Genomic DNA, 25956 nt, shown 5'->3' on the forward strand with positions numbered 1-25956 from the left:
ATTTCTATGCCTTACGGTGAGTACGCAGAGTGTCCTAATTGCGGAAAAACTGCTCATGGTGAAGATGAGATTGAGGAACTGTTTGGATACAGAAATATGGGCGACGGTCGCACAATACCTCAGTCGTGGTGCCGTGATTGCAGAAGCTCCGGTGGACATGATGACGATGATGATGAATAATCATCTGTTCGGATTTTGAAGTGACTGTTGGCAGCAATCATTTGATTCTGCCAACAGTTTACACCTTAATAACGTATAGGCAAGATAATCAAAATGAAAAGAGATTTTAACGAATGGCTCGGTAAATTCAGAGACAGTATAGCGAACTATGAATACTATATTGACTTTGCAAAGGTACATAAAAACGTTGACAGCATAAAGGTTGAACTTAATATTCTGAATGCCTTAATCGGCTCAAAGGATATTGAAAACGAGTTTATGCAGATAGTAAGCAAGTATCCCGAAACGCTGAAATGTATTCCTTTGTTGCTTGCTGTCAGGGCGAATGAAATATATGCAATAGACGGTGACGGGGAATTCTCTTATAACTTCAAGAAGATGAACTACTCTCCCGAACAGTACACTGTATTTATGCGTAAAACAGGCTTGTTTGAGCTTATGGAGAAGCATATTATCCACAGCCTGGTCGATTATGCAACAGGTGTGGAAACAGGTCTTGATTCCAACGGAAGAAAAAATCGTGGCGGACATCTCATGGAAGATCTTGTTGAAAGCTTTATTGTTAAGGCCGGATATATCAAGGGTCAGAATTATTTCAAGGAGATGTACATTCACGAAATAACCGAGAAATGGGGCATCGACCTTTCTGCTATATCCAATCAGGGCAAGGCGGAAAAGCGTTTTGACTTCGTTATCAAGACCGAAAATATGATTTATGGTATTGAAACAAACTTCTATGCAAGCGGTGGTTCAAAGCTGAATGAAACTGCAAGAAGCTATAAACAGATAGCACAGGAAGTTGATACCATTGACGGATTTACGTTCGTATGGTTCACCGACGGCAAGGGCTGGCAGAGCGCAAGACGTAACCTCGAGGAAACGTTTGATGTGCTGGATACGGTTTATTCGATTGATGATTTAGAGAAAGGAATCTTAAAAGAGGTGCTATAATGAACATTCAGGTTAATAGAGTTGCTGGAAAACTTAAAGAATTATTTGCTGGTAAAATAGATTTATCAGATGTTAATGGTGACAAAGATAAAGCGTTCTTATCACGGTCGTTAGCGTTATATGGCATAATGATGAACACAGACAGTGATGTAGACACTGTAATTCAGTCATTAACAGATGGATATCATGATAATGGAATAGATGCTGTTTATTGTGATGACGATCAAAAAACAATGTATTTAATTCAATCAAAGTGGAGTAATGATGGCAATCATTCTATTTCTCAAGGAGATACTTCTGTTTTTATTTCAGGCATTTCAAAACTCATAAATGGTGATTTTACAGGTTTTAATGAAAAATTTGAGCCGTTAAAAGTTTTTATAAATAATGCGATTTTATCTACAGATTATAAAATCAGAGCGATTATAATATATACTTCAAATCAAAAATTTTCAGATGAATGCCAAGAAGTTATGCGTTCGTTTGTAGATAATACTAACGATGGAATTGAAATAATAAGCTATGAAGTTATTCAATTGAAAGATATCTATCAATCATTGGCAGATAAAATTAACCGAACAATAATGTTGGAAAACGTCGGACTACAAGATTATGGTATTTTGGAAAGAAATGAACAAGAGATTGGGTATTATGGTAAAATACCAGTTAGTACAATTGCTAATTGGTGGAAGGAATACGGAACATACCTGTTTTCCAAAAATATTAGGTACTATAAAGGTGATACTGAAGTAAATGCAGGTATAAAATCGGTTTTGATGAATGAACCAGAGAACTTTTTACTCTTCAATAACGGTATAAAAATAGTTGCTGATAAAATAAATAAAGCCCCATATGGATCTAATGGACGTAAATTTGGAGTTTTTTCTTTAGAAAATGCAAGTATAGTTAATGGCGCTCAAACCACAGGGTCTATCGGTGAAATGCTTTCCAAAATGCAAGAAAGTATTGAAAATGCTTATGTTTTAATACAGATGATAAGCTTAGAATCATTAGCAACTGATATGAACGATAAAATCACAAAGTATTCAAATACACAAAATAGGATTGAGAACAAGGATTTTGTTTCTTTAGATCCTAATCAAAGAAAACTACAACAAGACTTTGCTATGGAAGGTATTGAATACTACTATAAATCTGGCTATACAATTAAAGACGAAGAAAAAAGCTGTAGTATTGATGATGTTGCCATTGCTATCGGTTGTGGCTTAAGTAATGTGGCACTTGTTGGTACAATCAAAAGCAATTATGGTAAAATCTTTGAAAAAATAGACAAACCCCCATATACTGAAATTTTCGGCACTAAATACTCCACATATTTTATCTGGAATAATATTCAAATATATCGTATTTTTGAATCAATAAACACAGATTATCAGAAAAAATCCAATAAATTACATAAGTTAATTAGTGTTCATGGAAATAGATTTTTATTGCATATATTTCTAAATGTTTTTTCGATGAAAAATAACTTAAATTCATGTTTCTTAACAGAAATAGCTCTTGATGATTTGAGAAATGATATTAGAAAGAACTTACCGCTTATCATAGACCAACTTGTCGAAATTAAAAACAAAGATTTTACTGATTCTTATCCTGCTAATATTTTTAAAAATGGTAAAAGATGTGAAGAATTGTTTGAGAAGCTTAGTCAAACTGATATATATATATCTATGCAGAAACAGGATGTAATGGTCTAATGAAAAAAATCAAAAAATGGGAGCCCGATGATTTTGAACTTGAAATGACTACTCACTGGTCATTTCCGAAGCGTGGGGATTGGGCAACCCACGATGCTAAGTGGCGTGGCAACTGGTCGCCATATATACCGAGAAATATCATTCTCAGATATTCGCAGGAAGGCGATTTAGTTCTTGATCAGTTTGCGGGCGGAGGTACAACCCTCGTCGAAGCTAAGCTGCTCAACAGAGATATAATCGGTGTTGACTGCAACGATGAAGCACTCACACGCTGCCGTGAAAAGATAGATTTTGACTATCCTCCTGCACATGGCAAAGTGTTTTTGTATAAGGGCGATGCTCGTGATTTATATTTTCAGAGTGACGAGTCTGTTGACCTTATTTGCACCCACCCGCCCTATGCTGATATAATCAAATACAGCGATGGAATACCGGAGGATTTATCGCAGCTCAAAGTAAAAGACTTTCTTGAAGCTATGAAGCCTGTTGCAGCTGAGTGTTATCGTGTGCTGAAAAAAGGAAAGTTCTGTGCAGTGCTTATGGGCGATACACGTCAAAAGGGCTGTATGATACCTATGAGTTTTGACGTGATGAAGATATTTCAAGAAGCAGGATTTACGCTGAAAGAGCTTATCATCAAAGAACAGCATAACTGCAAAGCAACGGGATATTGGAAAACCAACAGCGTTAAGTACAATTTTCTGTTGATAGCACACGAATACTTATTCGTATTCAGAAAGTAAATAATGGTTTTAAGCCGTATGTTTCACTATATGTGAAACATACGGCTTTTAGTTTTATGTTATAATTATCATAGAGAAAGGGTGAGCGATGTGTTGTTTGAATCGGACGAAAAATTGTATGCGGTTATCGGCAAAAATATAAAATATGGTTATCCCTTTAACACACCACAAGTAAGATCACTGCACCAAAGCAGCCAAAAGCCTTAAATACGCACTGTTTCCCAGCTTACGACGGTTGAATTTGTAGCAGTATTCGGCAGCATATAACGCTGTGTGGATCTTTTCGTTTCCGTGGTAAGTTCCCATGATCATTGCTTTGAAGTTTGATATAACTTTATGCATCCAGTTCAGCTGACCGCTTGTCGGATCATATGTTTCAAAAACATGGAAGTATTTCTGTGCCAACGGTTTCTTGTAACTTCGAGCATTATCACTCTCGATCTTCGAGCCTGCGCGGATATTATCCCTGGCAAATCTACCAACAGTTATACCCTTTAAATTCGGCACATCGCTCATTTTAACGTACTCGGGATTTCCTGCTGCGTTCTTTGACAAAGCTACTATCATCTTGACTTTTTCAGTTCCTCTGCCACGCTTTTTACCGTGAGTCGGAGCACCGAGATACGTGTCATCAAGTTCAACGATCCCGTCAAGCAAATAGCGTTCTTCACGGCATTTCATAGCTTTTCTGATGCGATGAAGGATGTACCATGCAGTCTTGTAGGTCACCCCCAAAGACCTCATCAGCGTAACAGCAGAAACGCTGCATTTGTTGCTCATAATGAGGAATGCGGTGACTATCCACAGTCTGAGCGGAATATGTGTTCTGTGCATAAAAGTTCCGTTTGTGGCGGATATATCTGCTTTACAGAACTTGCATCGCAGCAGATGGCGTGACCTTATCCTGCGGTACTCAGAGCCACCGCAAAACGGGCAGGCAAAACCCTTTTCAAAGCGGATATCAAGCAGAAAATCCTTGCAAAAGCTTTCATCTGCGAACTTTGAGTATATCCCATCAAGTGTGATCTCAGGTTTCGGAAATCTTTTTGACATAGCGACAGCTCCCTTCGGTTTCTGTCACTATTATACTATATTTTCTGAGTTTTGAGGTCTGTTTATTTGGACAGCATTGTAAATTATCTGTGGTGTGTTAAAGGGATAACCATGATATAAAAAAGTATAGGACGATTGCAGGACTAACACAAGTTCAGTTGTGTGAGAAAACTGGAATCAGTTTAAGCTATCTTACGAAACTGGAATCTGCTAAGTGTGATAAGAGTGTTTCTCTTTCTTTTCTTAACTTGTTAGCTAATACGCTGAATGTTGATATTACTGTATTTTTCAAGGAGAGTGATTAACTATGCCAAGAACCCCGAATACACACGGCGGTGGAGCATTAACAAATGCAAATGGGTTGCATTTTGAACAGACTACTGACTTAGATGATGCTTTAATTAGAAAAGGATATAGCATTTCAAAAATAGGTGAAGTGTATGGTAATGGTATACATATAGGATTCAGCAAAAGAAAAAAAGATTTTAGACGATTTTTACAAGCAAACGGAGTGAATTTAAGTGTTAATTCAGATGCTTTAGAACCAGATGATGCTTTCATAAACGTCAGAAATCAAACCGTATATATAATTGAAAAGAAATTCCAAAGTGTATCAGGTTCTGTCGATGAAAAACTTCAAACATGCTTATATAAAAAAACATGGTTATCCCTTTAACACACCACAGATAATTTACAATGCTGTCCAAATAAACAGACCTCAAAACTCAGAAAATATAGTATAATAGTGACAGAAACCGAAGGGAGCTGTCGCTATGTCAAAAAGATTTCCGAAACCTGAGATCACACTTGATGGGATATACTCAAAGTTCGCAGATGAAAGCTTTTGCAAGGATTTTCTGCTTGATATCCGCTTTGAAAAGGGTTTTGCCTGCCCGTTTTGCGGTGGCTCTGAGTACCGCAGGATAAGGTCACGCCATCTGCTGCGATGCAAGTTCTGTAAAGCAGATATATCCGCCACAAACGGAACTTTTATGCACAGAACACATATTCCGCTCAGACTGTGGATAGTCACCGCATTCCTCATTATGAGCAACAAATGCAGCGTTTCTGCTGTTACGCTGATGAGGTCTTTGGGGGTGACCTACAAGACTGCATGGTACATCCTTCATCGCATCAGAAAAGCTATGAAATGCCGTGAAGAACGCTATTTGCTTGACGGGATCGTTGAACTTGATGACACGTATCTCGGTGCTCCGACTCACGGTAAAAAGCGTGGCAGAGGAACTGAAAAAGTCAAGATGATAGTAGCTTTGTCAAAGAACGCAGCAGGAAATCCCGAGTACGTTAAAATGAGCGATGTGCCGAATTTAAAGGGTATAACTGTTGGTAGATTTGCCAGGGATAATATCCGCGCAGGCTCGAAGATCGAGAGTGATAATGCTCGAAGTTACAAGAAACCGTTGGCACAGAAATACTTCCATGTTTTTGAAACATATGATCCGACAAGCGGTCAGCTGAACTGGATGCATAAAGTTATATCAAACTTCAAAGCAATGATCATGGGAACTTACCACGGAAACGAAAAGATCCACACAGCGTTATATGCTGCCGAATACTGCTACAAATTCAACCGTCGTAAGCTGGGAAACAGTGCGTATTTAAGGCTTTTGGCTGCTTTGGTGCAGTGATCTTACTTGTGGTGTGTTAAAGGGATAACCATATAAAAAAATGCAGTATGAAAAACTTGTATCACAAATTGGATGTGATATTGTGTATACATATGTGTTAAGCGATTGGTTCAAGCAGGATAAGTATCGTGATGTATTAAACTATATACAGTATGTAGGTTGTTACTATTTTTTTAATGAACTACCATTAGATTTTTTAGGACTTTAAAAGGAGTATTATTATGGCAGAACATCAAATCAACTTCAATTTTGATGCAGTTGGGGATAGGAATAAAGTCAGAATGGAAGTTGTTAATGAACTTTCAAAAGAAGAACCTGGTCAAGGTAAGAAAGATTTAGCAAGCAGATATACCTATTACGTCGAAACTCTTAATGACGGAAATAGGATATACCTTAGAAGACCTGCTAATCTTCATAATGGATTTGATTTTGTAGTTGGAGTTGAAAACATTAATTTCAATCCAAACGGGAGAAGACGCAGTTATCCAAAACATGATGACATTATTATTGATCTAACAGAAAAGAAGAAGGAAAGTTCTAAGAAATATAGACAACTCTATTCGGTATTGGAGAAGGTATATAAATGTGAGTCAATAAGCGCAGATGAAATGTTTCTGACATTCAAAACCGGATTTACAACAGAATTGATCATTAAAACGTTAAAATGGTTGTTTATCGAGCAGGATATACGATATTGGAATTATTCCGGCAGAGATATGCTTTGGAACGCAATAAAAAACGTATAGGAATATTAACAACGGCTGCACCCGAAGGTACAGCCGTCTGCTCTCAAATATAAACCATACACTCAAACATCGCTTCTCTCGCCATGTAGACAAAGCAGTTCTCCAGACCGAGCATCTTCTCAGCATCACCACTGAGGACAGCTTTCTGATAGCAACTATCGGTCTGCTTCCAAAGCTCTACCTGACGGGAGATAGCTTCACCGACTTTCCGTTCCATATCATCAAGATACTGAATGATCCTGCCTTCATTGATGAGTTTGCGAAGCCTGTCGGGACAATGGCTGTCAGAGAAATGAAGATGATACCTGATGAAATCGGTGGTGTACGTCTTGCTCTCCTCGGTCTGTGTATCTGGATTGAAGTGGGTGACAGTCACGGTGTTGGTGTCCAGTTTCCACAGCGGAATTGATTTCTTTTTCAGAGTGCTGTACGCAGTCTGTTCGCTCTTATATCTGCTCATACCGTCCACCTCACTTAATGGGCTTTATCATTTCAATGACGAGTTGTGCGCCGACCTTAAAGCCTTTGCGGAACTCATTGCGGTTGGAGAGATTGTGCAGTTCAATGTCCGCTGTCTGATATTCGTCAAGAATTTCAGTGCTGTCGGGATAGGCTTTTTTCAGTTCGGCTTCTGCCTTGACGAGCCTGTCGAGGGCTTTCTTGTATGAACCGTCCATATCCTCAATTTCGGTCAGGTGGAACAGGTCATAATCGTAAAGTTCGTCGAGAATATTTCTACTCATTGTAAAACCTCCAGTTTGACTTTCATTTCATCTGAAATGAAAAAAATCCGATCAACAATAGATTTGAAAAGATACGCCGTGATGTGATTCTTGTTCTTTATTTGTTCTTTATCATCACAAAAAGTTGGCATAAAACAGAGTAAGTGAGCTTTTGCAACTTGCTCTGAAATGCCGTATTTTTCCGCATTTTTTCAAACTTACTGAAAATCAGATAAATGGGTGGGGGATTTTCAATTCCCGTACGGGTCACCAATCAATGTTCTCGGAAACAGCGTAATATCGCCGTTTCCGAGTTTTTCTTTTATACTGAAAAATGGGTTTGTCCGCTACTTGTCCGCTACTGCGATTTTGTAGCGGACAGCTTTGTTTTAACTTGTGCTATCCTGCGGAAGAAAGCTGAACGCTCCGTCCATTGCCTGAGCCACTCTCGCCTGTGCAGTCTGGAACATATGAGCATAGACGTTCAAAGTCGTTCCCGAATTGCAATGTCCTAACGCACCCGATACTGTTACCACATCAAGCCCCGATGAGATCAAGGCAGAAGCTGCGAAATGACGGAAGCTGTGAATACCGTAGAAAGGCATATCGTTCTTCTCGCAGAACTCTTTCAGCCAGCCGTAAGGTGTCTGGTTGTTCATGGGTTCGCCGTTCCACTTGACGAACAGCCTGTCGCTCTCTACCCACTTGTCACCAAGCCTGAGTGCTTCCTCGTCCTGCTCATCTTTCAGCTCTTTGAGGATATTCATAATGTACGGACTGATCTTCAGCACACGCTTTGAGCGTTTGGTCTTGGTGGTGTCGGTGTAGATGCCACGCTCTGCCGTGTAATTGCTCGTTCTCTTGATGCTGATAATATTGTTCTCGAAGTCGATGTCCTTCCATTCAAGACCGAGCATTTCGCTCCTGCGGAAACCGCTGTACGCTATCAGATAGAAGAAAGCTCTGTACTTCGTGTCCTCGCCGTTGATAGCCGTCAGAAGCTGTGCGATCTCTTCCTGAGAGTAGATAGGCTTCTCCTTGACCTCGCCTTTCGGGATAGTCACTTTCCTGCACGGATTATCAGATACCAAGTCCATACGAACAGCGTAGCTGAACACGTCCGATATAAAGCTCAGGTTGTGACGAATCGTCTTCGGTGCGAGGGGCTTGCCTGTCTTTTCGTTCGCTCCCTCTTTGGCGAGAGAGTTCACGAAGCCCTGCAAGTGCCTTGCGGTTATCTTGTCGATACGCAGATGACCGATAGCAGGATAGACACGGTGCGTGAGCTGGAGCATACGCTCGTATGTAGTGCTTCTGAGAGCATTCTTGGCGTAGTTCTCGAACCATTCCTCCGCAAGCTCCTGAAACTTCATAGCAGAAGTCTTGTAGCCGTGGTTGACAGCTTCCTCGAACATGACTGCCTGTCTGTTCAGTTCCTTTTCGATCTGCTTCTTGCTCATACCCTCTTCGGGTCGCCAAGTCATGGACTGCTCCATGTGTTTACCGTTTACATCATAGCCACAGCTTACTCTGATAAGGTAGCTGTCGCCACGTTTCTTTATGGTTGCCATAAATTACCTCCTAAAAATCTATGACATACCCTTGTACATCTATAATCTTAGCGCAATATTCCGCTGTTGTCAAGAGATTTGACGTATCTTTTCAGGGTATGTCATAATGTTATTCTTTTGTCCTGATCTGTTATTCTAATTCTGTACTTCTCGACCTGTTATATCGGTACTTTGCGAAGTCCTCCGTCAGTCCACAGGCAGATATGAAAGCCCTTGCCTTTTGCAGGTCACGGGATAGCTGATCTTCACGTTTGATACGCTTAGCTTCGGCGTTCTGCTTTTCACGGGAGAAGAAACGCTTGTCCTCCTCTTTCTTTTTGTAGGCAGAAAGCTCCGAGGAAACGGCTTCAAACTGCTGTTTCATAGCACCAAGTTCCTGCACGGCAGCATCACGTTCTTTTTTCAGCTTTTTGATGTTCTTTTCCATAGCGACATACTTCTTTGCGGTGTCGCTGAGTTTATCATAGTCCTCCTTAGTGAGAGTGACCTTTTTGCCGAACATAGACTCCTTAGCTTCGATGCTCTCTATCTCGGTGATATTCACTTTCTTCTTGGAGAGCTTCTCAAACTCTGCAACAGTCTCGTCACGCTCTGCGGTAAGCCTTTCGATCTCAGCGTTAAGGGCGTTTATCTTGTCCTGATGCTCGCCGTATTCCTCGACCGTGTAGCTGTAACCCCTGGACTTCTTAGGCTCGCTGATCTCGATACCGTGAGCATTACAGATATTCTTCAAAATATCCCACTCGGCAAGTCTCCAACGGTTGTTCGCCTTTGCGTCCTTTCCGAAGTTCATTTCTTCGAGAGCTTTGTTCTTGGCGTTGCGAACTTCAAGACCGTTTTTGAAATGTCCTATGGGGATATAGTCGATGTGCAGATGCGGTGTCGATTCATCAAGGTGCATAACAGCGTTGAACACATAGAAATTCGGGTTTCTCTCCTGAAAGCCCTCCATGTATTCACGCAGGCACTCTTTCGTTATCTCTGCATCGGGAGTACCTATGCCTGAATCCTTTTTCGTTCCGATGTAAACGAGATGTTCATAGAAGCATTTCTGCTTGTTGGCGTTGACAATAAAACTCTTGCTGGGCGGACGATTGAACAGGTGTTCAAAGTAGTCACCGATCTTGCGATCCTTTCTTTTCTGACGGGCGTTATACTTCTCGACTGCTTCATCAAAAAGCTGGTGATAGGCTTCTCCCAATTCCTGCTGAACGAACACGATGTTGTTCGGCGTTCTGGAGCTGTCGATATTCTTGGCAGTGAACTCTCTGTTGTTATGTGAAAGGCTGCCTTTACCCTCACACATAGAGATTGATTTTTCACTCATAAAAATGTCTCCTTTTTATATTTTTATTGAACCCTCTGACGAGGGAAAACAGGTACGCAAAAGGCTTGATGCCTTTGCTATGCGAGCGCCCTTGATGGGCTTTGATTGGCTTGCAACGATACAGTGGTGATCGGCAAACCAAACGGTGCGAAGCACCGGATTTACTTGCGGAGTGCCGCCAGTAACCCCAAAGCACTTTTGACAGCCGCATACACGACTATCAAAAATGCCGGGGCTCTGCGAGGCTCCTATCGGCTGACGGAGCAGCCGAAAATGTGGGTGCATTTATTCAAAAATCCGCATTACAAAATTTCAGAAATGCGATTCTGAAAATTGTAAAATCAGAACGGAAGCTCTACCTCAACTTCGTACTGTTCAAGGAGCTGATTAATCTCTTTTTCGTAGAGCCTGATCTCCTCATTCGACAGGTACTCATAGTAGCGAGCGAGAGCATCACGGAGATGCAGACCGCTTCTTTTCCAGAGGAAGAATTTCAGCGTTTCGAGTTTGTTCATGTCTCACACCTCCTTCCCGTTGAAATACTCCACAAGGTCAGCCTTGTTCACGAGTATTTTTCCGTTCCTGCCTGCACCTGTTCTTACGGACTTGACCTTGCCCTGTCTCACAAGCTGGCGTACTGTGTGTTCGGAAAGTCCGCTGATGAGTTCGGCGCTCTCCTTGATAGTCAGCATCTCGACCTTGTTGGAAGTCGGTGCTTTGACGGTCTGCGGAACGGAGTATTCTTCGTCCTCAGTGAGCTTAATCAGAAGCTCAAGAATGTTGTCTACGATTGCTTTCTTTTCTGTTGTATTCATAGTAATAAACCTCTCTCTTTCTACGGTTTTTATGTTGTGAACTTTAAACATTTTAAGCACAATAGCTCCTATAATGTCTAAAATGTTTATTGTGTATGGATACGGGGATTGATATAGACCATTATCCCCGAACGATTACAGCCGTTTGCTGCCGGTATGGTATCACGACGGAGATAGCCGTATTCTTCCAGCATCTCCATTGTCTCACCGAAGTCGGCGGCATTCTTGAACAGCGTACAACGGCAGAGTTTGTATAAATCATTCTGCCTGATGTTGTTTATGTGCTTGGAGCGTATCTTGTTGAGTACCCTCTCAGCTTTAATCGTGCCGAGATCAACGTCACCGAGACTGTAAGCGTAGATAGCCTGTTCACGGAAATACTCGCCTATCTCAATGGCATTGCAGAATGTATCTAACGTGACACGGTTCTCTACGGGGTTCCTGTCATTCAATGCACACTTGATGCAGTGAATGATACCGCACAGTCTGAGCAGTTCACCGTGATACTTGCCGCCCCAGTCTTTGCAGAAAGCCATATCAGTAACGAGATGCGGTTCGATGAAGTTGTTGTAGTAGTCAACGAACTCGCTGTATGCCTTTGCATCGAAATGCAGATACAGCTCCTTTTCATCGTGGTATGTGAACTTCGCACCGAGGAGCTTGTACACAAGGTTCTTGTAGTTTTCTGCGACCTGCTCAGGCACAGCCTGCGTATCATACTTGCGTGAACCGATATTGCTCACAGGAAAACAATACATGAACCTCGCTATCAGTCCGCTGCCCCTGAAAACGGGATTGTTTATCATACCGTCGAACACATAAGGCTGACAGGCAAGGCAGATGCTCATGTACGGCTTTTTCAGCACGATGCTTGCCCTGGTCGCTCTGTCGCTGATGTAGGTCTCGCCATTCCACGATTTCAGCAGAAGGTCGAGATTCGGCACGTTGTTGCTGTAACGTCCGCTGAAATTACCAAGCATTCCGGCTTCGTCCGAGATCATAAGCAGAGTACCGTTTTCTTCGAGTAGGTTCACAAGGGATTCGGGAGTAACATCATCCACGGCTATCCTGCGGAAGTTGCTGGGCGGGATATTGCTCAGTTCTGTTTGCAGTTTTGCTATCTCCTCAGCGGTAACGTCTTTCTTCTTTTCAAGTGCTTCGAGCTTGCCTTGTAGGAGCTTGCGTTCCGCCTGAGATGTGAATATGTCCTGCTTGTTGTTCTCGTTCCAGTCATGGGCGAACTGAATGTACGGACGCTTTATCAGCGACATAACAGGTGACTTCTTGAAGCTCGGCTCGGCTATGGTCAGGGTGTCAAGCACAAGCGGCTCCGTATGGTCACGCTTGGCGGACATTCGGTATACTCCCGAAAAGCAGTAGCTCACTGCTGAGAGTATAGATGTGCCTGCCATTGCAACGTCCGTTGATGTGGTTGTTGCTATTGCGTCAGCCATATCACCTATAATAGGTGGGAGCGCGTTCACAGGGAACGGCAGGAGATTCGTCCCGTCGGGACGTAGTGGTATGGGCTTTGCCCACTGTGTTACATTGTCCAATGAATTATCATCGTCCTTTCTGATTTGATCTATAAAAGCACTTTTATATGTATAGCGGTCAACATCGTCATGTTGCTCCGCTGTCAGAAGTCTTTCGCAACTGACATGAACATTGTAACATTTCTTTCGGAGGGCTTGTGCGTGTATTGCGTATTTACGCAAAATAATACGCAAGATATTTTTAAATACGAATATAATCACGCAATAATACGCATTATAATTGACAGTTTGCGTGTTATATGCTATAATGGAAAAAGATACTGAAAGCGAGGAGAGCGTATGGGAACTACGACAATTTACCGTATAAACGAAACAGACCGCACGATAAATATCGCACAGTCTGTTAATGATACCGATGAAAGTGTTCATGGCGCTGTTCTGAATACAAGAACGTTCGACTTTGATGAGCTGATGAATCAGCATAAAGTGTTCTGCGAGCATACCGAGCCTTACGATGCGTTCAGGGACAGGCTCAACAGCGCCTTGCGTATTGACAGGAGCATTGATGTCAGCACCGATGATATGATTGCAAGGTTCGTTGCCGAGTATGGGGAAAACATATTCTTCCGTGGCTATGTCTGCTCAGTTATTGAGTTCTATGACAAGGAGAGATATGTCCTGCTGAAACCGAATGACGTAGTTATCGCCAAGCTCAACAGAAGAAAGATACAGGACGAAGTGTCAAAAAAGCTCATGGACTACATGGATACGCAATTTACGCTTATGAGAAGTGATGCGTATTTCAGCCATAAGGCAAATATGGAGCATTTTATGATACAGCCTGGGCGGACGATCATTGCTGCCGACGAATACACTTATAATGTATTCCGTGAAAGCGATAACTGCCTGCTGACTATCCTTGCGGAGATCGGGCAGCTCGTTCATCAAAACAAGTGGACAGTCTGCGAGTGTGGTTTCTGCCATAAGCTGTTCCTCGGAACGGAAGGCGAGGTCTGCTGTCGCTCTGCTGAGTGCATCGAAGCACAGAAACAGCAGAAAGAGGCTATTTACAAGGAGAATACCAAGGAATACTCTGCCGTCAAGCGTGATTATGATGCCTACGTCCGCAGATATAAGAAGATACTTGTAGAAGCAGGCATTGAGAAATATCATCCTGCCGAGTTTGACGAGTTTATGCAGGCAAAACAGGAGCGTATGGACGATATGGACAAGCTCAAAAAACGCCTGATACGGAACGGTTTACCGACCAAGGAGCTTTTTGAGCTTGGGGCTAAGTATAAGGCTGAGATAAAGGCGTTGGCTGATGAGCTGGTTGAGAGGTTCGGAAAGAAAGTCTGAACTTTGAATCCAGTGGGTTCAAAGTTATATGGTATCGAATTTTAGGCAATTTACGGGTTTTCAGGTTGCTTTTTCAGCAAATTTGTGTTATAATGTAATTTGGATATTTGTTTTTAACATATAAAGCATCATAAGGAGAATAGTTATGGGCATTTCAAGCAAAGAAACAGCAAAATCGAAGCTCTCTGAGCTGATTGAACGATATAATAATACGCTCAAAGGTAAAGACCATAAAGACATCAGTGAAGAAACTATCCGTACCTGGCTTAATGAATTGCTTGCTATTTTCGGTTGGGATGTTCAAAATACTGCTCAGGTACTTCAGGAACGTGTGCTGAACAATCAGCAGGTGAAAAAGCTCAAAGAAATCAGTTCAACCCATAAAAAGCCTGATTACACATTGATGAACGGCACTAATATCAAATCATTCTTAGATGCTAAATCTCTTGATGTAAATATATTCACCAGTAAAGAAACTGCCTTCCAAATTCGTTCATACGGTTGGTCTGCACAGTCCCCATGTGCATTTGTATCAAACTTTGAGCAGTTCGTAATCTATGATACCCGATTTGTCCCATCGCCTGATCAGAGTGCTGCTATGGGAACAAAGCAGTATTCAATAGATGAGTATATTGAATATTTTGATACCCTGTACGAGCATTTATGGCATGATAATATCTGTTCCAACCATCTTGAACAGCTTTATAAGACAAAAGCCATTGAAGGCAATAACCAGCTCGACAGCAACTTTATGCTCATGCTGTCTGATTTCAGAATTAAGCTTGCAAGAAGATTGGTAGAGCTTAATCCCAATGTAATAAACAACGATTCGCTGCTCAATTACTATGTTCAGGTGATTCTTGACCGTATCATCTTCATCAGAGTATGCGAATCGAAAGAAATAGAAAAACACGAAAAGTTAAAGCATTTTCTTTCTGACGAAAACGGATTCTGGAATTCATTCAAGAACAGCTGCTATATGGAGTTCTATGACCATTATGACGGAGCTATGTTCAAGCGTGACGAACTATTCCAGAGCCTTAATATCGACAACGATGTTTTTGCAGAGTTTGTTAACGGCTTGTATTACCCATTTCCATACCGTTTTGACGTAATTCCTGTTAAGGTTATTGCTAACATCTATGAAGAATTCCTTGGTAAACAGCTTGTTATTAACAATGGCAGGATAGAGGAAGTCACAAAATCCGAATATGTTAAAACAAACGGAGCTGTCTGCACTCCAGAGCATATTGTGGATATGATTTGTAAGCAGACTGTTGACCTTTCAGCTGTAAAAACAATAGATGACATCTTCAATATCAAAGTGCTTGATCCTTGTTGCGGTTCAGGTGTTTTTGCTGTGTCCGTTTATGAACTGCTTACAAAGAAAATGATTGCAATCCTCAGCTCCGATGAAAATGAACGTAGCAAATACAGCGATTATTTCTATGTTCAAGACGATATCTTTATGCTCACGATAGCAGGCAGACGAGCTATTGTAACAAACTGCATTCATGGGATAGACTGCGATGAAGCTGCCATAGAAGTAACGAAGATGTCATTAGCCATGAAAATCGTTGACGGCAACAATACATTGGCTTGGAATGGTATAGGTGCATTTGGTGAGAAGATACTCCGTGATATAGACGGCAATATAAAGCTCGGAAACACGTTGGTAAGCACAGATAATCATATTCCGGCAAAGTATATTGCAGAAATCAAGCCTTTTGACATTAAGATCGCTTTTGCTGATGTTTTCAGTAAAAACAAAGGCTTTTCCTATGTAATAGGCAATCCTCCTTATGTTGAAACAAAGCATTTCAAGGCAGCACAGCCATTGATGCACGATTATTTAAGCACAAAGTATAGCTCATTTGAGGGTAAAGCTGACCTTTCGGTATTATTTATCGAGAAATGTATCAGCATACTTGCACCGAACGGAAAACTCGGATTTATAATTCAGAGACGTTGGTTCAAAACTGATTACGGACGTTCGATCCGTACTCTGATCAATGAAGGAAAGTACCTTGAAAAGCTGATCGACTTTAAGTCAACAGATATTTTCAAAGGCAGAATCACCTATGTTTCGATCATGGTTCTCTCCAAAAAGAAAAATGATAGCGTTCAATACTTCTTTATGCCTTCGGAAGCCGAGGACATTAAGACTATATTTGAAAACAGCGAAGATAACGGCGATTTTGCAAGTTGCGACTTCGCTTCATTACCAATAAAAACAGGCACAGAGAGCTGGTCTTATGACAACTATCAGATTGAAGAAATCAAAAAGAGACTCGCCGAAACCTGCGGTGTCCTGGGAGATTATCCGAAGTTGGATGTAAAGGACGGTATTCAGGCTCTTTGGAAGAAGATGTATCATCTTACTAATTGTCATATAGATGGAAAATATATCATCGGTAAGAACGGATTTAAGGAAACTGTAAAAGTCGAAAAGGATGCTGTAAAGGCAGTAATCTATAACCGAGAATTCTATCCCTTTAAGGCAACACCGCACAACTTGCGCAGCAGCCCAAAAAATGATATAATAAAAGTATGAAAAGCAATCTTCAAACCTCACTCTTCGGCGATGCCTTCCAGAGTGCAAAGACCAACAAAAAACAGTTCCTTGAGAAAATGGATTCTCTGATCCCTTGGCAAGACTGGGTTTCTATAATATCTCCGATTTATTATGAAGGGAAAGTCGGACAGAAGCCATACCCAATCGAGCTGATGCTCAGGATCCATATTCTCCAGAATTTCTATGACCTCGCAGATATGGCCGTTATGTATGAGATACTCGACAGCCGCTCTTTCTCTGATTTCTGCGGCGTATCATCTCCCGATGATGTTCCCAACGGCGATACTATCGGCCGATTCAGACAGCTGCTTATCGACAACAATATCCAAGAGCAGATATTCGCGCAGGTCATCAGCATCCTGGATAAGAATCATCTCATCCTGAAGAAAGGTACTATCGTCGATTCGACACTTATTGCCGCGCCCTCCTCCACAAAAAATGCTGACAGGCAGCGCGACCCCGATGCGCATTCTGTCAAGAAAGGCAATCAATGGTATTTCGGATACAAGGCGCATATCGGTGTCGATAAGGACACCGGCCTTGTTCACCACGTCAAGGCGACCGCTGCAAATGTACACGATACGGAAGCCGTCGATGACGTGATCGATGGCGATGAAGATGAAATATACGGAGATTCGGGATATCTGAATGTTGAGGAGCATATATCGGAGGAAAAGCAAAAAGAGGGGCGGGAGTATCACATCAACCGCCGGCGCGGTGCAAAGAAGAAACTGGAGCCTAATGATCAGTTGGTTTTTGAGATAGAAGAGTTTGCGAAGTCCACAGTACGTTCAAAGGTCGAGCACGTTTTCGGAGTTGTGAAGCGACTGTTCCGATTCCGACGAACGCGGTACCGTGGCTTGCGAAAACAACAAGCCAAATTTAATATGATATTCGCGCTGGCGAATCTTTATCTGGCTGACAAGAAAAACTTGCTGGCTTGATAAAGTGCGCCCTGCGAACAGGATCTTGGGCAGGCATATCTGTTTGGGGTATGTCTTGCTTTAGAGGTCATTTGTGCGGTGTTGCCTTAAAAAAGTTGAGCCCGATGCTTACTGCGTATTCCCTTATGAAGGGGCAAACAATGACATTATTCCTTTTCCGGAGCTTAAAGAGAAATATCCTTTATTAGCTGAATACCTGTCAGCAAATAAACAGCGGATCACCGAGCAGGTTGAGTGCTATGAAGGTGATTTGTGGCATAGATTTACCCGTGAACACAACCACACACTATATAATGTGGATAAGATCATTATTCCGATGACTGCAAGAGATACGATCGCAACATTCATCAACGACAAAGGTCTGTATATGGATAATGCGAATGTGTGGTTCATCACTATTAAGGGAGCATCCGCCAATCTTATGAAAGCTATCACTTGCATCATCAATTCAACAATATTCACGGTTCTTGGCAAATCGGGAGCTAATCCTCAGAGTGGTGGATACTACAAGTTTAATAAGCAATTCCTGATGCCTATTCCTTTTCCTATTAATGCAATCAATGAGAAAGCTAAATGTGTAGCAACACTCGCCAACTATTATGATGTGATTTCTGAGTTACAGGAACAGTATTTATCAGCGACTTTCAATACCAAAGAAATCATTGCAGGACAACTCAGACAGCTATGGTTTGAACTTGATGATATTTGCTGTGAACTATACAAAGTAACTGCTCAGGATAGACAGCAGATTATTAATATGGGACGAACGGTAAGCCGTATCGACCTTCTGAATGGAGTTAAGTGATATGAACATAAAACAGCTTGTAAATAAGTTGCTGAAAATATCAGGTGATGTTACAAGCATCGAGAAGGCATTGGTTTACTCTTTTGCTGATAAAATCGCTGTTGATACTAATAAGAGTCAGTGGTTGAAGAACTACTTATCAGATATTGATTATTCTATTGTAGATAAGGTCAATCAGATCACAGAGAGTAAGCTGACATTAAATGAACTTATCGCTATTTTTGAGATGCTCGTTCCTCAAAGCGAAAAGAAGGAAAAAGGCGTAGTGTACACTCCTGAGATCATAACAAAATATATCGTCAGTCACACGCTTAACTGTAACAATATACCTACCGTACTTGATCCTTCATGTGGCTGTGGTGCTTTTCTTGTTACAGCTGCCGAATATATACACGAAAGATATAGTATTTCGTATTCTGATATAATCTCATCTTATCTTTATGGTGTTGATATAGACAGCAATGCAATAGACAGGATCAAGTCTTTGCTATCATTAATTGTTCTCATGAATGGCGAAGAAGAAAAATGCAGCTTTAATTTTATATGTTCAGATACGCTTGATAAGAAAACGTATGATAAACTTCAGAAAATGCATAAGAACGGCTTCGATTGCGTAGTGGGCAATCCTCCGTATGTTCGTAATAAAAACATGAGTGAAGACACAAAACGTCATTTGACTAATTGGGTATCATCATCAATTGGTAATGTTGATCTGTACATTCCTTTCTTTGAGATAGGTATTAACCTGCTCTCTGATAACGGCAGGCTTGGTTATATCTCACCAAACAGTTATCTGCAAGGCGTAAACGGAAGAAGTCTCAGGAAGTATTTTGCTGCTGAACAGCATCAGCTTGAAATTATTGATTTCAGGGATAGTCAGGTTTTTGAAAATGTTACAAGCTATACTTGCATAACTCTTATAGACAAGTCTGTTAAAACAGATGCTATCAAGTATTTCAGGTTAAATGAATCCAATACATTGGAAAAGCATACTTTCTCTGAGTATCATTTTACTGACTTCCCTGATGGCAAACCGTGGAGAATGAGAGAGAGCAGTATTGATGAGGTGATCCATAAGCTTGAATCATCAGGCACTCCGTTATCAAACTGGAAAATCCGTAATGGTCTTGCCACCTTGAAGAATGATATTTACTTCTTTGCCCCGATAAAAGAAGACAATACATATTATTATAGAGAATATGACGGTAAGACATATAAAATAGAAAAGAAGCTCTGTATTAAAGTTGCTAAACCGAACATCATCAAAAATGAAGCAGAGCTGGAAAAGAAAATGGAAATCGCTATTTTTCCATACACGCATACGGATAATGCTTATCAGCTTATTGATGAGGAATTGTTTAAATCTTCTTTTCCCGAAGCATATAATTTTCTTACCGAATACAAATCCATATTGCTTAACAGAGATAAGGGACACGGAAACTATCCTGCCTGGTATGCGTATGGAAGAACTCAGGGCATGAATAACTTTGGCAAGAAACTTCTAATTCCATATATAAGCGGAAGTCCTGTCGCTGTTATGTCCTTAGATCCCGATGTGTTATTCTACTGCGGATATGCTTTGCTCTCCGAGGATATTGAGGAACTGAAAATACTTAAAGTTTTTCTTGAATCAGAAGCGTTCTGGTATTATATCTTCCACACAAGCAAGCCATACTCTAAGGGATATATGGCTTTTGCGAAGAATTACATAGTGAATTTTACAATACCTGAGCTTTCTGAAGAAGAAAAGACATATTTGTTGGAATCACACACTAGTGAAGAACTGAATGAATTTGTATGGGGAAAATACCATTGTAAACAGATGATTGTCTAAATTGGTGAGAATTATGATTAAGAAAATAAAAATGCGTAATTGTGCCACATACGATGAAAGTGGCATAGAATTATCTGAGTGTTCAAAGGTTAATTTTGTTTACGGACCTAACGGAAGCGGAAAATCAACCATTAGCAACTATTTTCAAGATATAACAGAACCCAAATATGCAGATTGTAATGTGGAATGGGAATTCAATCAACCGTTAGAGGTGTTGGTTTATAACAGACATTTCAAGGAGACAAATTTCTCTGGTGATATAGACGGTATTTTCACACTTGGCAAAGATGTAATTGATGATATGACAGCTATAGATGCTTTGAAAGCGAGAAAAAAGGGATTATCAGATGAAGTAATAAAGAAAAAGACTATATTACAACAAAAGAAGGAAGAATTAGAGAAACATACACAGGATTTTCAAGATACGATCTGGAATGTCATATTAAAACAAAACGAAGCAGATTTTCAGGAAGCATTTGCAGGTTATAGAGGAAGTAAGAAAACCTTTTTCAATCAGGTGATTAAGCGTTACAAAGACGGACATTCTTCTCCACATTCACGAGAGGAGCTTCTGAAAAAAGCGTCAACCCTATTTGCTGAAAAGCCAGAAAAGCACGATCTGTTAAAATTAGAATATAAAGATATTCTCGAAGAATTACATTCTGTGGAAACATCTGATCTTTGGGCTAAGCATATTGTTGGAAATCAAGATGTTCCGATAGCAGCATTGATTTCTCATTTGGGCAACTCAGACTGGGTGCAAAATGGTATGAAATATTTAGGCGATGATTGTAAATGTCCTTTCTGTCAGCAAGACACAATAACTGATGCATTAAAATCACAATTAGAACAATTCTTCAACAGAGAATATGAAACATATTTGCAAACATTATCTATTTTTCAAACCAGTTATGAAGAGTGCAGTCAGAGAATTTTCAAACTACTGACAGATATACTCACAAACGATTCATTCTTTTCAGTATCACAGGTTGATATTGGAAGAATAAAGACACTTATTGATGCTTTGCAAGCAAATATCAACGCTAATAAGAGTGAAATAGAGAAAAAAATTAAAGAACCCAGCCGTAGTGTGACGCTAAATCGTACCGATATTGAGTCCATTCTAAAACTGATTAGTGCAGGAAACGAAACAATTCAGAATCATAACACTATGGTTGATAACTTTGCGACTGAAAAGAATAACCTTATAGCAGAAATATGGACTTTTCTCCTTGATGAGCAAGAAGCACTAATTTCAGGATACTTAAAAGACTATAAAAACTATGATAAAGCAATAACAGGGATTAGTAGTTCCATCGACAGTTATGAGAAAGAAATCGATGAAAAAGAAAAACAAATAATAGAAAAAAACAAAAACATATCAAGTGTCCAACCCACAGTTGATGAGATAAACAGATTGCTTAATGCGTATGGCTTTAATAATTTCAAGATTGTTCCTTCGCCTACAAAAGATAATTGTTATCAGATTCAACGTCCTGACGGATCATTGGCAAGTAACACACTGAGTGAAGGCGAAGAAACATTCATATCCTTTTTGTATTTTTTACAACTTACTAAAGGTGCTACAGACATATCAAGAGTTTCTACTGAAAAAATATTGATAATAGACGATCCTATTTGTAGCTTGGATAGTACAATTCTATATATTGTCAGTTGCTTGGTGAAATCATTAGTATGTGATGTCAAAAAAGGCGACTCAAATATAAAACAGATATTCATTTTTACGCATAATGTGTTCTTTCATAAAGAAGCTTCTTTTGTTGACGGTAAAATTGATAACTCAAACGATGTAAGTTATTGGATATTGCATAAAGACGAGTCCGTTTCAAGAATAATTACGTATAAGCATAACAATCCCATTCACACTTCGTATGAACTTCTTTGGCGTGAATTAAGAGATACTAACACTTCATCTTTTATTACAATTCAAAATACAATGCGGCGTATTATTGAAAACTATTTTGGTATGCTTGGAAATCGGAAATACGACCATATAAAAAAGAAGTTTCAGACTATTGAAGAACAGCAGATCTGTGAATCATTGTTCTATTGGATAAACGATGGTTCACATTCAATTCCTGATGATTTGTACATTGATAGTTATTCAGATTCAATTGAAAAATACAAAACAGTTTTCAAAGAAGTGTTTGATATTTCAGGGCATATTGCCCAATATAATATGATGATGGGTATTGATGATAAAGCATAATCAAAAAGGTGAGGTGTTTAACCATGTCAGAAGAAAAACGAGTATGGGGAATCCATACCCTTGATGATAATCTGTTCTTGAAAGAAAACGTTGTAGCTATCGGTTGGAATGAAATTGGTGACCTTAGCAAGATCGCTCCGGACCGTGACGCATTCAAGAAAAAATACACTGAGACATATCCTGATGCTAAGAAAATGGGAATTGCAACCAGTGCAGGTATGCTATACCGATTTGCCCATGAAGTTCAGATTGGTGACTACATTGTATTCCCGTCAAAGATCAACAGAGAGATCAATATCGGAACTGTTGAGAGCAACTACATATACGAACCTGATACGGAAAGTTACGTTCAGCAGCGTAAAGTAAAATGGTTGAAGCACTTACCGAGGACTGCTTTTTCACAAGGAGCGTTGTATGAGATTGGTTCGGCATTATCTTTCTTTTCAGTCAAGAATTATGCTGACGAATTCCTTGCAGCTTTAGACAAGAACTTCAAGGGTACTGTTTCAGCAGATACCGCCGATGATGAAACTGTTGCTGCAACGGCAGACGAGATCATCGAAAACACAAGAGACTACATTCTTAAAGAACTGAGCCGAAATCTTAAAGGCTATGACCTTGAAGAATTTGTGGCTGATCTTTTGAGTGCTATGGGATATAGGACAACCATTTCCCCACACGGCGGTGACAGCGGTATTGATATTACAGCCTATAAAGACGAGCTTCCGCCGAGGATACTTGTTCAGGTCAAGAGCCAGGACGGTGATATTAAGGAGACAACTATACAGTCACTGAAAGGTGCTATGCGTGAGGGTGATTATGGTCTGTTTGTGACGCTCTCAAACTACACTAAAAAGGCACAGAAATACCTCGACAATACACCGATTATCCGTGGTATTAACGGTAAAGAGTTGGTCGATCTGATATTGAAATATTATGACAGCCTTAGCGAGAAATACAGGAAGATGATACCGTTGAAGATGGTTTATATACCGGTAATAAATGCAATCGAATAACTATGGAGGAAATATGTTTCCAGAATATGAAGTATTAAAATTCAAGAATTACAAGTCATTTGAAGATTACTCATATATCTCCAGTCTCAAAAACATAAATGTATTCATTGGAAAAAACAATTGTGGAAAATCAAGTTGCATCGACGTGTTGCAATCTTTAGTTGATAATAAAATCAGTATTGGTAATGCCAAAGTTCAAATAGATTATCGAATGAAAGACAAAGATTACGATTTGATGATGAGCAAATCCAATTATAGTAAAACCTCAATGATACGTCCAGACAAGGGTCAATTTATAGGTAAGATAATTAGTCTTAATATGAAGTCAGGATTCGCTGATAATTCTAAAAATAGAGAGTTTTATTATGATGGAAATAAAACTATTTTCTTTCAGAATGAATTAAGCGTTGATACAATTGTTGATGATTTTAATAGAAAAGTATGTGAAATAAAGCATTATAGATTAAATGCAGAAAGAAACATCTTACCAGAACAAGAAGATAAAAAAATATTTCTGTTAGAAAACGGTTCAGGTGCCACAAATGTGATTCTCCATGTTTTAAACTATGCAAATTGTGATGAAAGACTTGTCCGTGTAGACGTTTTGAATGCCCTTAATCAGATTATGTATCCTGATTCAAAATATGATAATATTTCAATTCAAAAAGAAAAGAATGAAGAATGGGAAGTTTTTCTTTATGAAAATGACAACAGATTTCCATTATCCCAAATGGGAAGTGGATTAAAAACCATTATACTCGTTTTATTGAATATTTTAGTTATGCCTTGCATAATAGGCAGTACAGCTAATTCTCAGAACATAAACTATAAAAACATCGTTTTTTCTTTTGAGGAACTTGAAAACAATCTTCACCCAGCTTTGCAACGAAGGTTATTTGAATACCTATATCATTTCAGTATTGAAAATGATACTACCATATTATTAACGACACATTCCCATGTTGCAATTAATATGTTTTCTGATAAGAAAGAAGCTCAGTTATATCATGTTATTAAAGAAAAAGGTAAGTCTTCAATTAACAAAGTTGAAGATTATATCACAAAGTGCGAAATACTGCAAGACCTTGATGTGAGGGCAAGTGATCTATTCCAGGCTAACGGTATAATATGGGTCGAAGGACCATCTGATAAAGTTTATATTAAGCATTGGCTTGAATTATGGGGTGATAGTGAACTTGTTGAAGGTATAGATTATCAATTTCTATACTATGGCGGTCGCATCTTATCACATTTCACTGCAAATCCGGATAGCCAAGATGATAATCTTATCAATATTCTTTCTACGAACAGAAATTCTGCCATTGTGATTGACAGTGATGTATGTGGTAAAAGAAAAGGTATCAATGTGACTAAGCAAAGAATTAAAGATGAATTCAAGTCAGTTGGTATGTTTTGTTGGATAACACAAGGAAAAGAAATAGAGAATTATATTCCCTATCAGGCAATAAACGCTGCTTATAATAGTAACCTCTCAAAACAATGTGGCAGAAATGAGTTGTTCCCGGACTACATAAAAAAAGTTATCGGTAAATCAAAGTTTGATAAAGTTAATTTTGCTCACAAAGTAATAGGTTCAATAACTGCAGATGATACAAATAATATTCTTGATTTAAAAAGTAAGATTATTGAATTGAGCAATATGATCAAACATTGGAATTCAAAAGAATAATCGTATATTTTCAAAATAAAAACAACGGCTGCACCCGAAGGCACAGCCGATAATTCTCAGGTATAAAGCATACACTCAAACACCGCCTCTCTCGCCATACTGATGAAGCAGTTTTCGAGACCAAGCATCTTCTCGGCATCACCGCTGAGGGCAGCTTTCTGATAACAACTGTCAGTCTGCTTCCAAAGCTCCACCTGGCGGGAGATAGCTTCACTGACTTTCAGTTCCATATCATCAAGGTACTGTATGATTTTCCCCTCATTAACGAGCCTGCTAAGCCTGTCAGGGCATTTGCTGTCGGAATAGTGAAGATGATACCTGATGAAGTCGGTGTTGTAGGTCTTGCTCTCCTCGGACTGCGTATCGGCATTGAAGTGTGTGACGGTCACGGTATTGGTGTCCAGTCTCCACAGTGGAACGTATTTCTTTTTCAGTGGGTTGTATGCGGTCTGCTCACTTGTGTATCGTAAGCGTATAACCCCCAGCACCTACCCCACCGAAGTCTAATAAAGTATAATAAACTCCAAGGAAC

25 protein-coding genes are annotated in these 25956 nt (G+C 39.9%); 16 read left to right on the plus strand and 9 right to left on the minus strand.

What is annotated here, in order from left to right; all coding sequences use genetic code 11:
- Nucleotides 1-6 precede the first annotated feature (6 nt).
- From RUMAL_RS21525 to RUMAL_RS03400, 4 genes are all read left to right on the plus strand, one after another.
- The gene (locus tag RUMAL_RS21525; RefSeq protein WP_013497404.1) at nucleotides 7-180 is read left to right on the plus strand and encodes a hypothetical protein; all 174 of its coding nucleotides are present in this window, start codon (nucleotides 7-9) and stop codon (nucleotides 178-180) included.
- Between the two features lie 93 nt (nucleotides 181-273).
- Nucleotides 274-1131 (plus strand): type II restriction endonuclease, encoded by an 858-nt coding sequence (locus RUMAL_RS03390; protein WP_013497405.1) that lies wholly within the window; start codon nucleotides 274-276, stop codon nucleotides 1129-1131.
- A complete protein-coding gene (locus RUMAL_RS03395) occupies nucleotides 1131-2849 on the plus strand; it encodes an AIPR family protein (protein ID WP_013497406.1) in 1719 nt (572 codons plus the stop codon). Before RUMAL_RS03390 ends, RUMAL_RS03395 begins: the two co-directional genes overlap by 1 nt.
- Entirely contained in the window at nucleotides 2849-3592 is a 744-nt protein-coding gene (locus RUMAL_RS03400) for a TRM11 family SAM-dependent methyltransferase (RefSeq protein WP_013497407.1), read from the plus strand. Before RUMAL_RS03395 ends, RUMAL_RS03400 begins: the two co-directional genes overlap by 1 nt.
- A gap of 177 nt (nucleotides 3593-3769) precedes the next feature.
- Here RUMAL_RS03400 and RUMAL_RS03405 read toward each other — a convergent pair whose 3' ends face one another.
- Entirely contained in the window at nucleotides 3770-4645 is an 876-nt protein-coding gene (locus RUMAL_RS03405; protein ID WP_013483548.1) for an IS1595 family transposase, read from the minus strand.
- A 116-nt stretch (nucleotides 4646-4761) separates the two neighbouring features.
- Here RUMAL_RS03405 and RUMAL_RS21165 point away from each other — a divergent pair, with 116 nt between their 5' ends.
- The 4 genes from RUMAL_RS21165 to RUMAL_RS03420 all read left to right on the plus strand — a co-directional run bounded on the left by RUMAL_RS21165 (nucleotide 4762) and on the right by RUMAL_RS03420 (nucleotide 7040).
- Nucleotides 4762-4950, plus strand: a complete 189-nt coding sequence (locus RUMAL_RS21165) for a helix-turn-helix domain-containing protein (protein WP_080557244.1) — start codon at nucleotides 4762-4764, stop codon at nucleotides 4948-4950.
- 2 nt (nucleotides 4951-4952) lie between these two features.
- Nucleotides 4953-5321: a hypothetical protein gene (locus RUMAL_RS03410; RefSeq protein ID WP_050793254.1), complete on the plus strand. Its 369-nt coding sequence runs from the start codon at nucleotides 4953-4955 to the stop codon at nucleotides 5319-5321.
- 97 nt (nucleotides 5322-5418) lie between these two features.
- Nucleotides 5419-6294 (plus strand): IS1595 family transposase, encoded by an 876-nt coding sequence (locus tag RUMAL_RS03415; protein ID WP_013483548.1) that lies wholly within the window; start codon nucleotides 5419-5421, stop codon nucleotides 6292-6294.
- 221 nt (nucleotides 6295-6515) lie between these two features.
- Entirely contained in the window at nucleotides 6516-7040 is a 525-nt protein-coding gene (locus tag RUMAL_RS03420; RefSeq protein WP_013497408.1) for a hypothetical protein, read from the plus strand.
- A gap of 43 nt (nucleotides 7041-7083) precedes the next feature.
- Here the strand turns inward: RUMAL_RS03420 and RUMAL_RS03425 are convergent, their stop codons facing one another.
- The 7 genes from RUMAL_RS03425 to RUMAL_RS03455 all read right to left on the minus strand — a co-directional run bounded on the left by RUMAL_RS03425 (nucleotide 7084) and on the right by RUMAL_RS03455 (nucleotide 13031).
- Complete coding sequence (locus RUMAL_RS03425; RefSeq protein WP_013497409.1) at nucleotides 7084-7500, minus strand: hypothetical protein; 417 nt, start codon at nucleotides 7498-7500, stop codon at nucleotides 7084-7086.
- Nucleotides 7501-7510: 10 nt separating this feature from the next.
- Entirely contained in the window at nucleotides 7511-7783 is a 273-nt protein-coding gene (locus tag RUMAL_RS03430) for a DUF6809 family protein (protein WP_013497410.1), read from the minus strand.
- 368 nt (nucleotides 7784-8151) lie between these two features.
- Nucleotides 8152-9333 carry a tyrosine-type recombinase/integrase gene (locus tag RUMAL_RS03435; RefSeq protein ID WP_013497411.1) on the minus strand — a complete coding sequence of 394 codons (1182 nt, stop codon included), beginning with the start codon at nucleotides 9331-9333 and terminating at the stop codon, nucleotides 8152-8154.
- A gap of 130 nt (nucleotides 9334-9463) precedes the next feature.
- A complete protein-coding gene (locus RUMAL_RS03440) occupies nucleotides 9464-10660 on the minus strand; it encodes a plasmid recombination protein (RefSeq protein WP_013497412.1) in 1197 nt (398 codons plus the stop codon).
- A 341-nt stretch (nucleotides 10661-11001) separates the two neighbouring features.
- A complete protein-coding gene (locus RUMAL_RS21650) occupies nucleotides 11002-11175 on the minus strand; it encodes a hypothetical protein (RefSeq protein ID WP_013497413.1) in 174 nt (57 codons plus the stop codon).
- 3 nt (nucleotides 11176-11178) lie between these two features.
- Nucleotides 11179-11475: a helix-turn-helix domain-containing protein gene (locus tag RUMAL_RS03450; protein WP_028504436.1), complete on the minus strand. Its 297-nt coding sequence runs from the start codon at nucleotides 11473-11475 to the stop codon at nucleotides 11179-11181.
- Between the two features lie 86 nt (nucleotides 11476-11561).
- The gene (locus tag RUMAL_RS03455; RefSeq protein ID WP_037304944.1) at nucleotides 11562-13031 is read right to left on the minus strand and encodes a YfjI family protein; all 1470 of its coding nucleotides are present in this window, start codon (nucleotides 13029-13031) and stop codon (nucleotides 11562-11564) included.
- Between the two features lie 279 nt (nucleotides 13032-13310).
- Between RUMAL_RS03455 and RUMAL_RS03460 the strand changes: the two genes are divergently transcribed.
- The 8 genes from RUMAL_RS03460 to RUMAL_RS03495 all read left to right on the plus strand — a co-directional run bounded on the left by RUMAL_RS03460 (nucleotide 13311) and on the right by RUMAL_RS03495 (nucleotide 25424).
- Nucleotides 13311-14330: a hypothetical protein gene (locus RUMAL_RS03460; RefSeq protein WP_013497416.1), complete on the plus strand. Its 1020-nt coding sequence runs from the start codon at nucleotides 13311-13313 to the stop codon at nucleotides 14328-14330.
- A gap of 145 nt (nucleotides 14331-14475) precedes the next feature.
- Nucleotides 14476-16884: an Eco57I restriction-modification methylase domain-containing protein gene (locus RUMAL_RS03465; RefSeq protein WP_050793255.1), complete on the plus strand. Its 2409-nt coding sequence runs from the start codon at nucleotides 14476-14478 to the stop codon at nucleotides 16882-16884.
- Complete coding sequence (locus RUMAL_RS03470; protein WP_013497417.1) at nucleotides 16881-17849, plus strand: IS5 family transposase; 969 nt, start codon at nucleotides 16881-16883, stop codon at nucleotides 17847-17849. Before RUMAL_RS03465 ends, RUMAL_RS03470 begins: the two co-directional genes overlap by 4 nt.
- Nucleotides 17850-17922: 73 nt before the next feature.
- Entirely contained in the window at nucleotides 17923-18654 is a 732-nt protein-coding gene (locus RUMAL_RS03475; protein WP_028504447.1) for a hypothetical protein, read from the plus strand.
- A 1-nt stretch (nucleotide 18655) separates the two neighbouring features.
- Nucleotides 18656-20488: an HsdM family class I SAM-dependent methyltransferase gene (locus RUMAL_RS03480; protein WP_013497418.1), complete on the plus strand. Its 1833-nt coding sequence runs from the start codon at nucleotides 18656-18658 to the stop codon at nucleotides 20486-20488.
- Between the two features lie 13 nt (nucleotides 20489-20501).
- Nucleotides 20502-22718: an AAA family ATPase gene (locus tag RUMAL_RS03485; protein ID WP_013497419.1), complete on the plus strand. Its 2217-nt coding sequence runs from the start codon at nucleotides 20502-20504 to the stop codon at nucleotides 22716-22718.
- A 23-nt stretch (nucleotides 22719-22741) separates the two neighbouring features.
- Nucleotides 22742-23734 carry a restriction endonuclease gene (locus tag RUMAL_RS03490; RefSeq protein WP_013497420.1) on the plus strand — a complete coding sequence of 331 codons (993 nt, stop codon included), beginning with the start codon at nucleotides 22742-22744 and terminating at the stop codon, nucleotides 23732-23734.
- 13 nt (nucleotides 23735-23747) lie between these two features.
- Entirely contained in the window at nucleotides 23748-25424 is a 1677-nt protein-coding gene (locus RUMAL_RS03495; RefSeq protein ID WP_013497421.1) for an ATP-dependent nuclease, read from the plus strand.
- A 56-nt stretch (nucleotides 25425-25480) separates the two neighbouring features.
- Here the strand turns inward: RUMAL_RS03495 and RUMAL_RS03500 are convergent, their stop codons facing one another.
- Nucleotides 25481-25912, minus strand: a complete 432-nt coding sequence (locus tag RUMAL_RS03500) for a hypothetical protein (protein ID WP_013497422.1) — start codon at nucleotides 25910-25912, stop codon at nucleotides 25481-25483.
- Between the last annotated feature and the right edge of the window lie 44 nt (nucleotides 25913-25956).

The organism is Ruminococcus albus 7 = DSM 20455 (assembly GCF_000179635.2).
GTDB lineage: Bacteria > Bacillota > Clostridia > Oscillospirales > Ruminococcaceae > Hominimerdicola > Hominimerdicola alba.

Coding starts and splice junctions, on each gene's coding strand:
- RUMAL_RS21525 (WP_013497404.1), top strand. CDS start 7: ATGCCTTACGGTGAGTACGCAGAGTGTCCTAATTGCGGAAAAACTGCT.
- RUMAL_RS03390 (WP_013497405.1), top strand. CDS start 274: ATGAAAAGAGATTTTAACGAATGGCTCGGTAAATTCAGAGACAGTATA.
- RUMAL_RS03395 (WP_013497406.1), top strand. CDS start 1,131: ATGAACATTCAGGTTAATAGAGTTGCTGGAAAACTTAAAGAATTATTT.
- RUMAL_RS03400 (WP_013497407.1), top strand. CDS start 2,849: ATGAAAAAAATCAAAAAATGGGAGCCCGATGATTTTGAACTTGAAATG.
- RUMAL_RS03405 (WP_013483548.1), bottom strand. CDS start 4,645: ATGTCAAAAAGATTTCCGAAACCTGAGATCACACTTGATGGGATATAC.
- RUMAL_RS03410 (WP_050793254.1), top strand. CDS start 4,953: ATGCCAAGAACCCCGAATACACACGGCGGTGGAGCATTAACAAATGCA.
- RUMAL_RS03415 (WP_013483548.1), top strand. CDS start 5,419: ATGTCAAAAAGATTTCCGAAACCTGAGATCACACTTGATGGGATATAC.
- RUMAL_RS03420 (WP_013497408.1), top strand. CDS start 6,516: ATGGCAGAACATCAAATCAACTTCAATTTTGATGCAGTTGGGGATAGG.
- RUMAL_RS03425 (WP_013497409.1), bottom strand. CDS start 7,500: ATGAGCAGATATAAGAGCGAACAGACTGCGTACAGCACTCTGAAAAAG.
- RUMAL_RS03430 (WP_013497410.1), bottom strand. CDS start 7,783: ATGAGTAGAAATATTCTCGACGAACTTTACGATTATGACCTGTTCCAC.
- RUMAL_RS03435 (WP_013497411.1), bottom strand. CDS start 9,333: ATGGCAACCATAAAGAAACGTGGCGACAGCTACCTTATCAGAGTAAGC.
- RUMAL_RS03440 (WP_013497412.1), bottom strand. CDS start 10,660: ATGAGTGAAAAATCAATCTCTATGTGTGAGGGTAAAGGCAGCCTTTCA.
- RUMAL_RS21650 (WP_013497413.1), bottom strand. CDS start 11,175: ATGAACAAACTCGAAACGCTGAAATTCTTCCTCTGGAAAAGAAGCGGT.
- RUMAL_RS03450 (WP_028504436.1), bottom strand. CDS start 11,475: ATGAATACAACAGAAAAGAAAGCAATCGTAGACAACATTCTTGAGCTT.
- RUMAL_RS03460 (WP_013497416.1), top strand. CDS start 13,311: ATGGGAACTACGACAATTTACCGTATAAACGAAACAGACCGCACGATA.
- RUMAL_RS03465 (WP_050793255.1), top strand. CDS start 14,476: ATGGGCATTTCAAGCAAAGAAACAGCAAAATCGAAGCTCTCTGAGCTG.
- RUMAL_RS03470 (WP_013497417.1), top strand. CDS start 16,881: ATGAAAAGCAATCTTCAAACCTCACTCTTCGGCGATGCCTTCCAGAGT.
- RUMAL_RS03480 (WP_013497418.1), top strand. CDS start 18,656: ATGAACATAAAACAGCTTGTAAATAAGTTGCTGAAAATATCAGGTGAT.
- RUMAL_RS03485 (WP_013497419.1), top strand. CDS start 20,502: ATGATTAAGAAAATAAAAATGCGTAATTGTGCCACATACGATGAAAGT.
- RUMAL_RS03490 (WP_013497420.1), top strand. CDS start 22,742: ATGTCAGAAGAAAAACGAGTATGGGGAATCCATACCCTTGATGATAAT.
- RUMAL_RS03495 (WP_013497421.1), top strand. CDS start 23,748: ATGTTTCCAGAATATGAAGTATTAAAATTCAAGAATTACAAGTCATTT.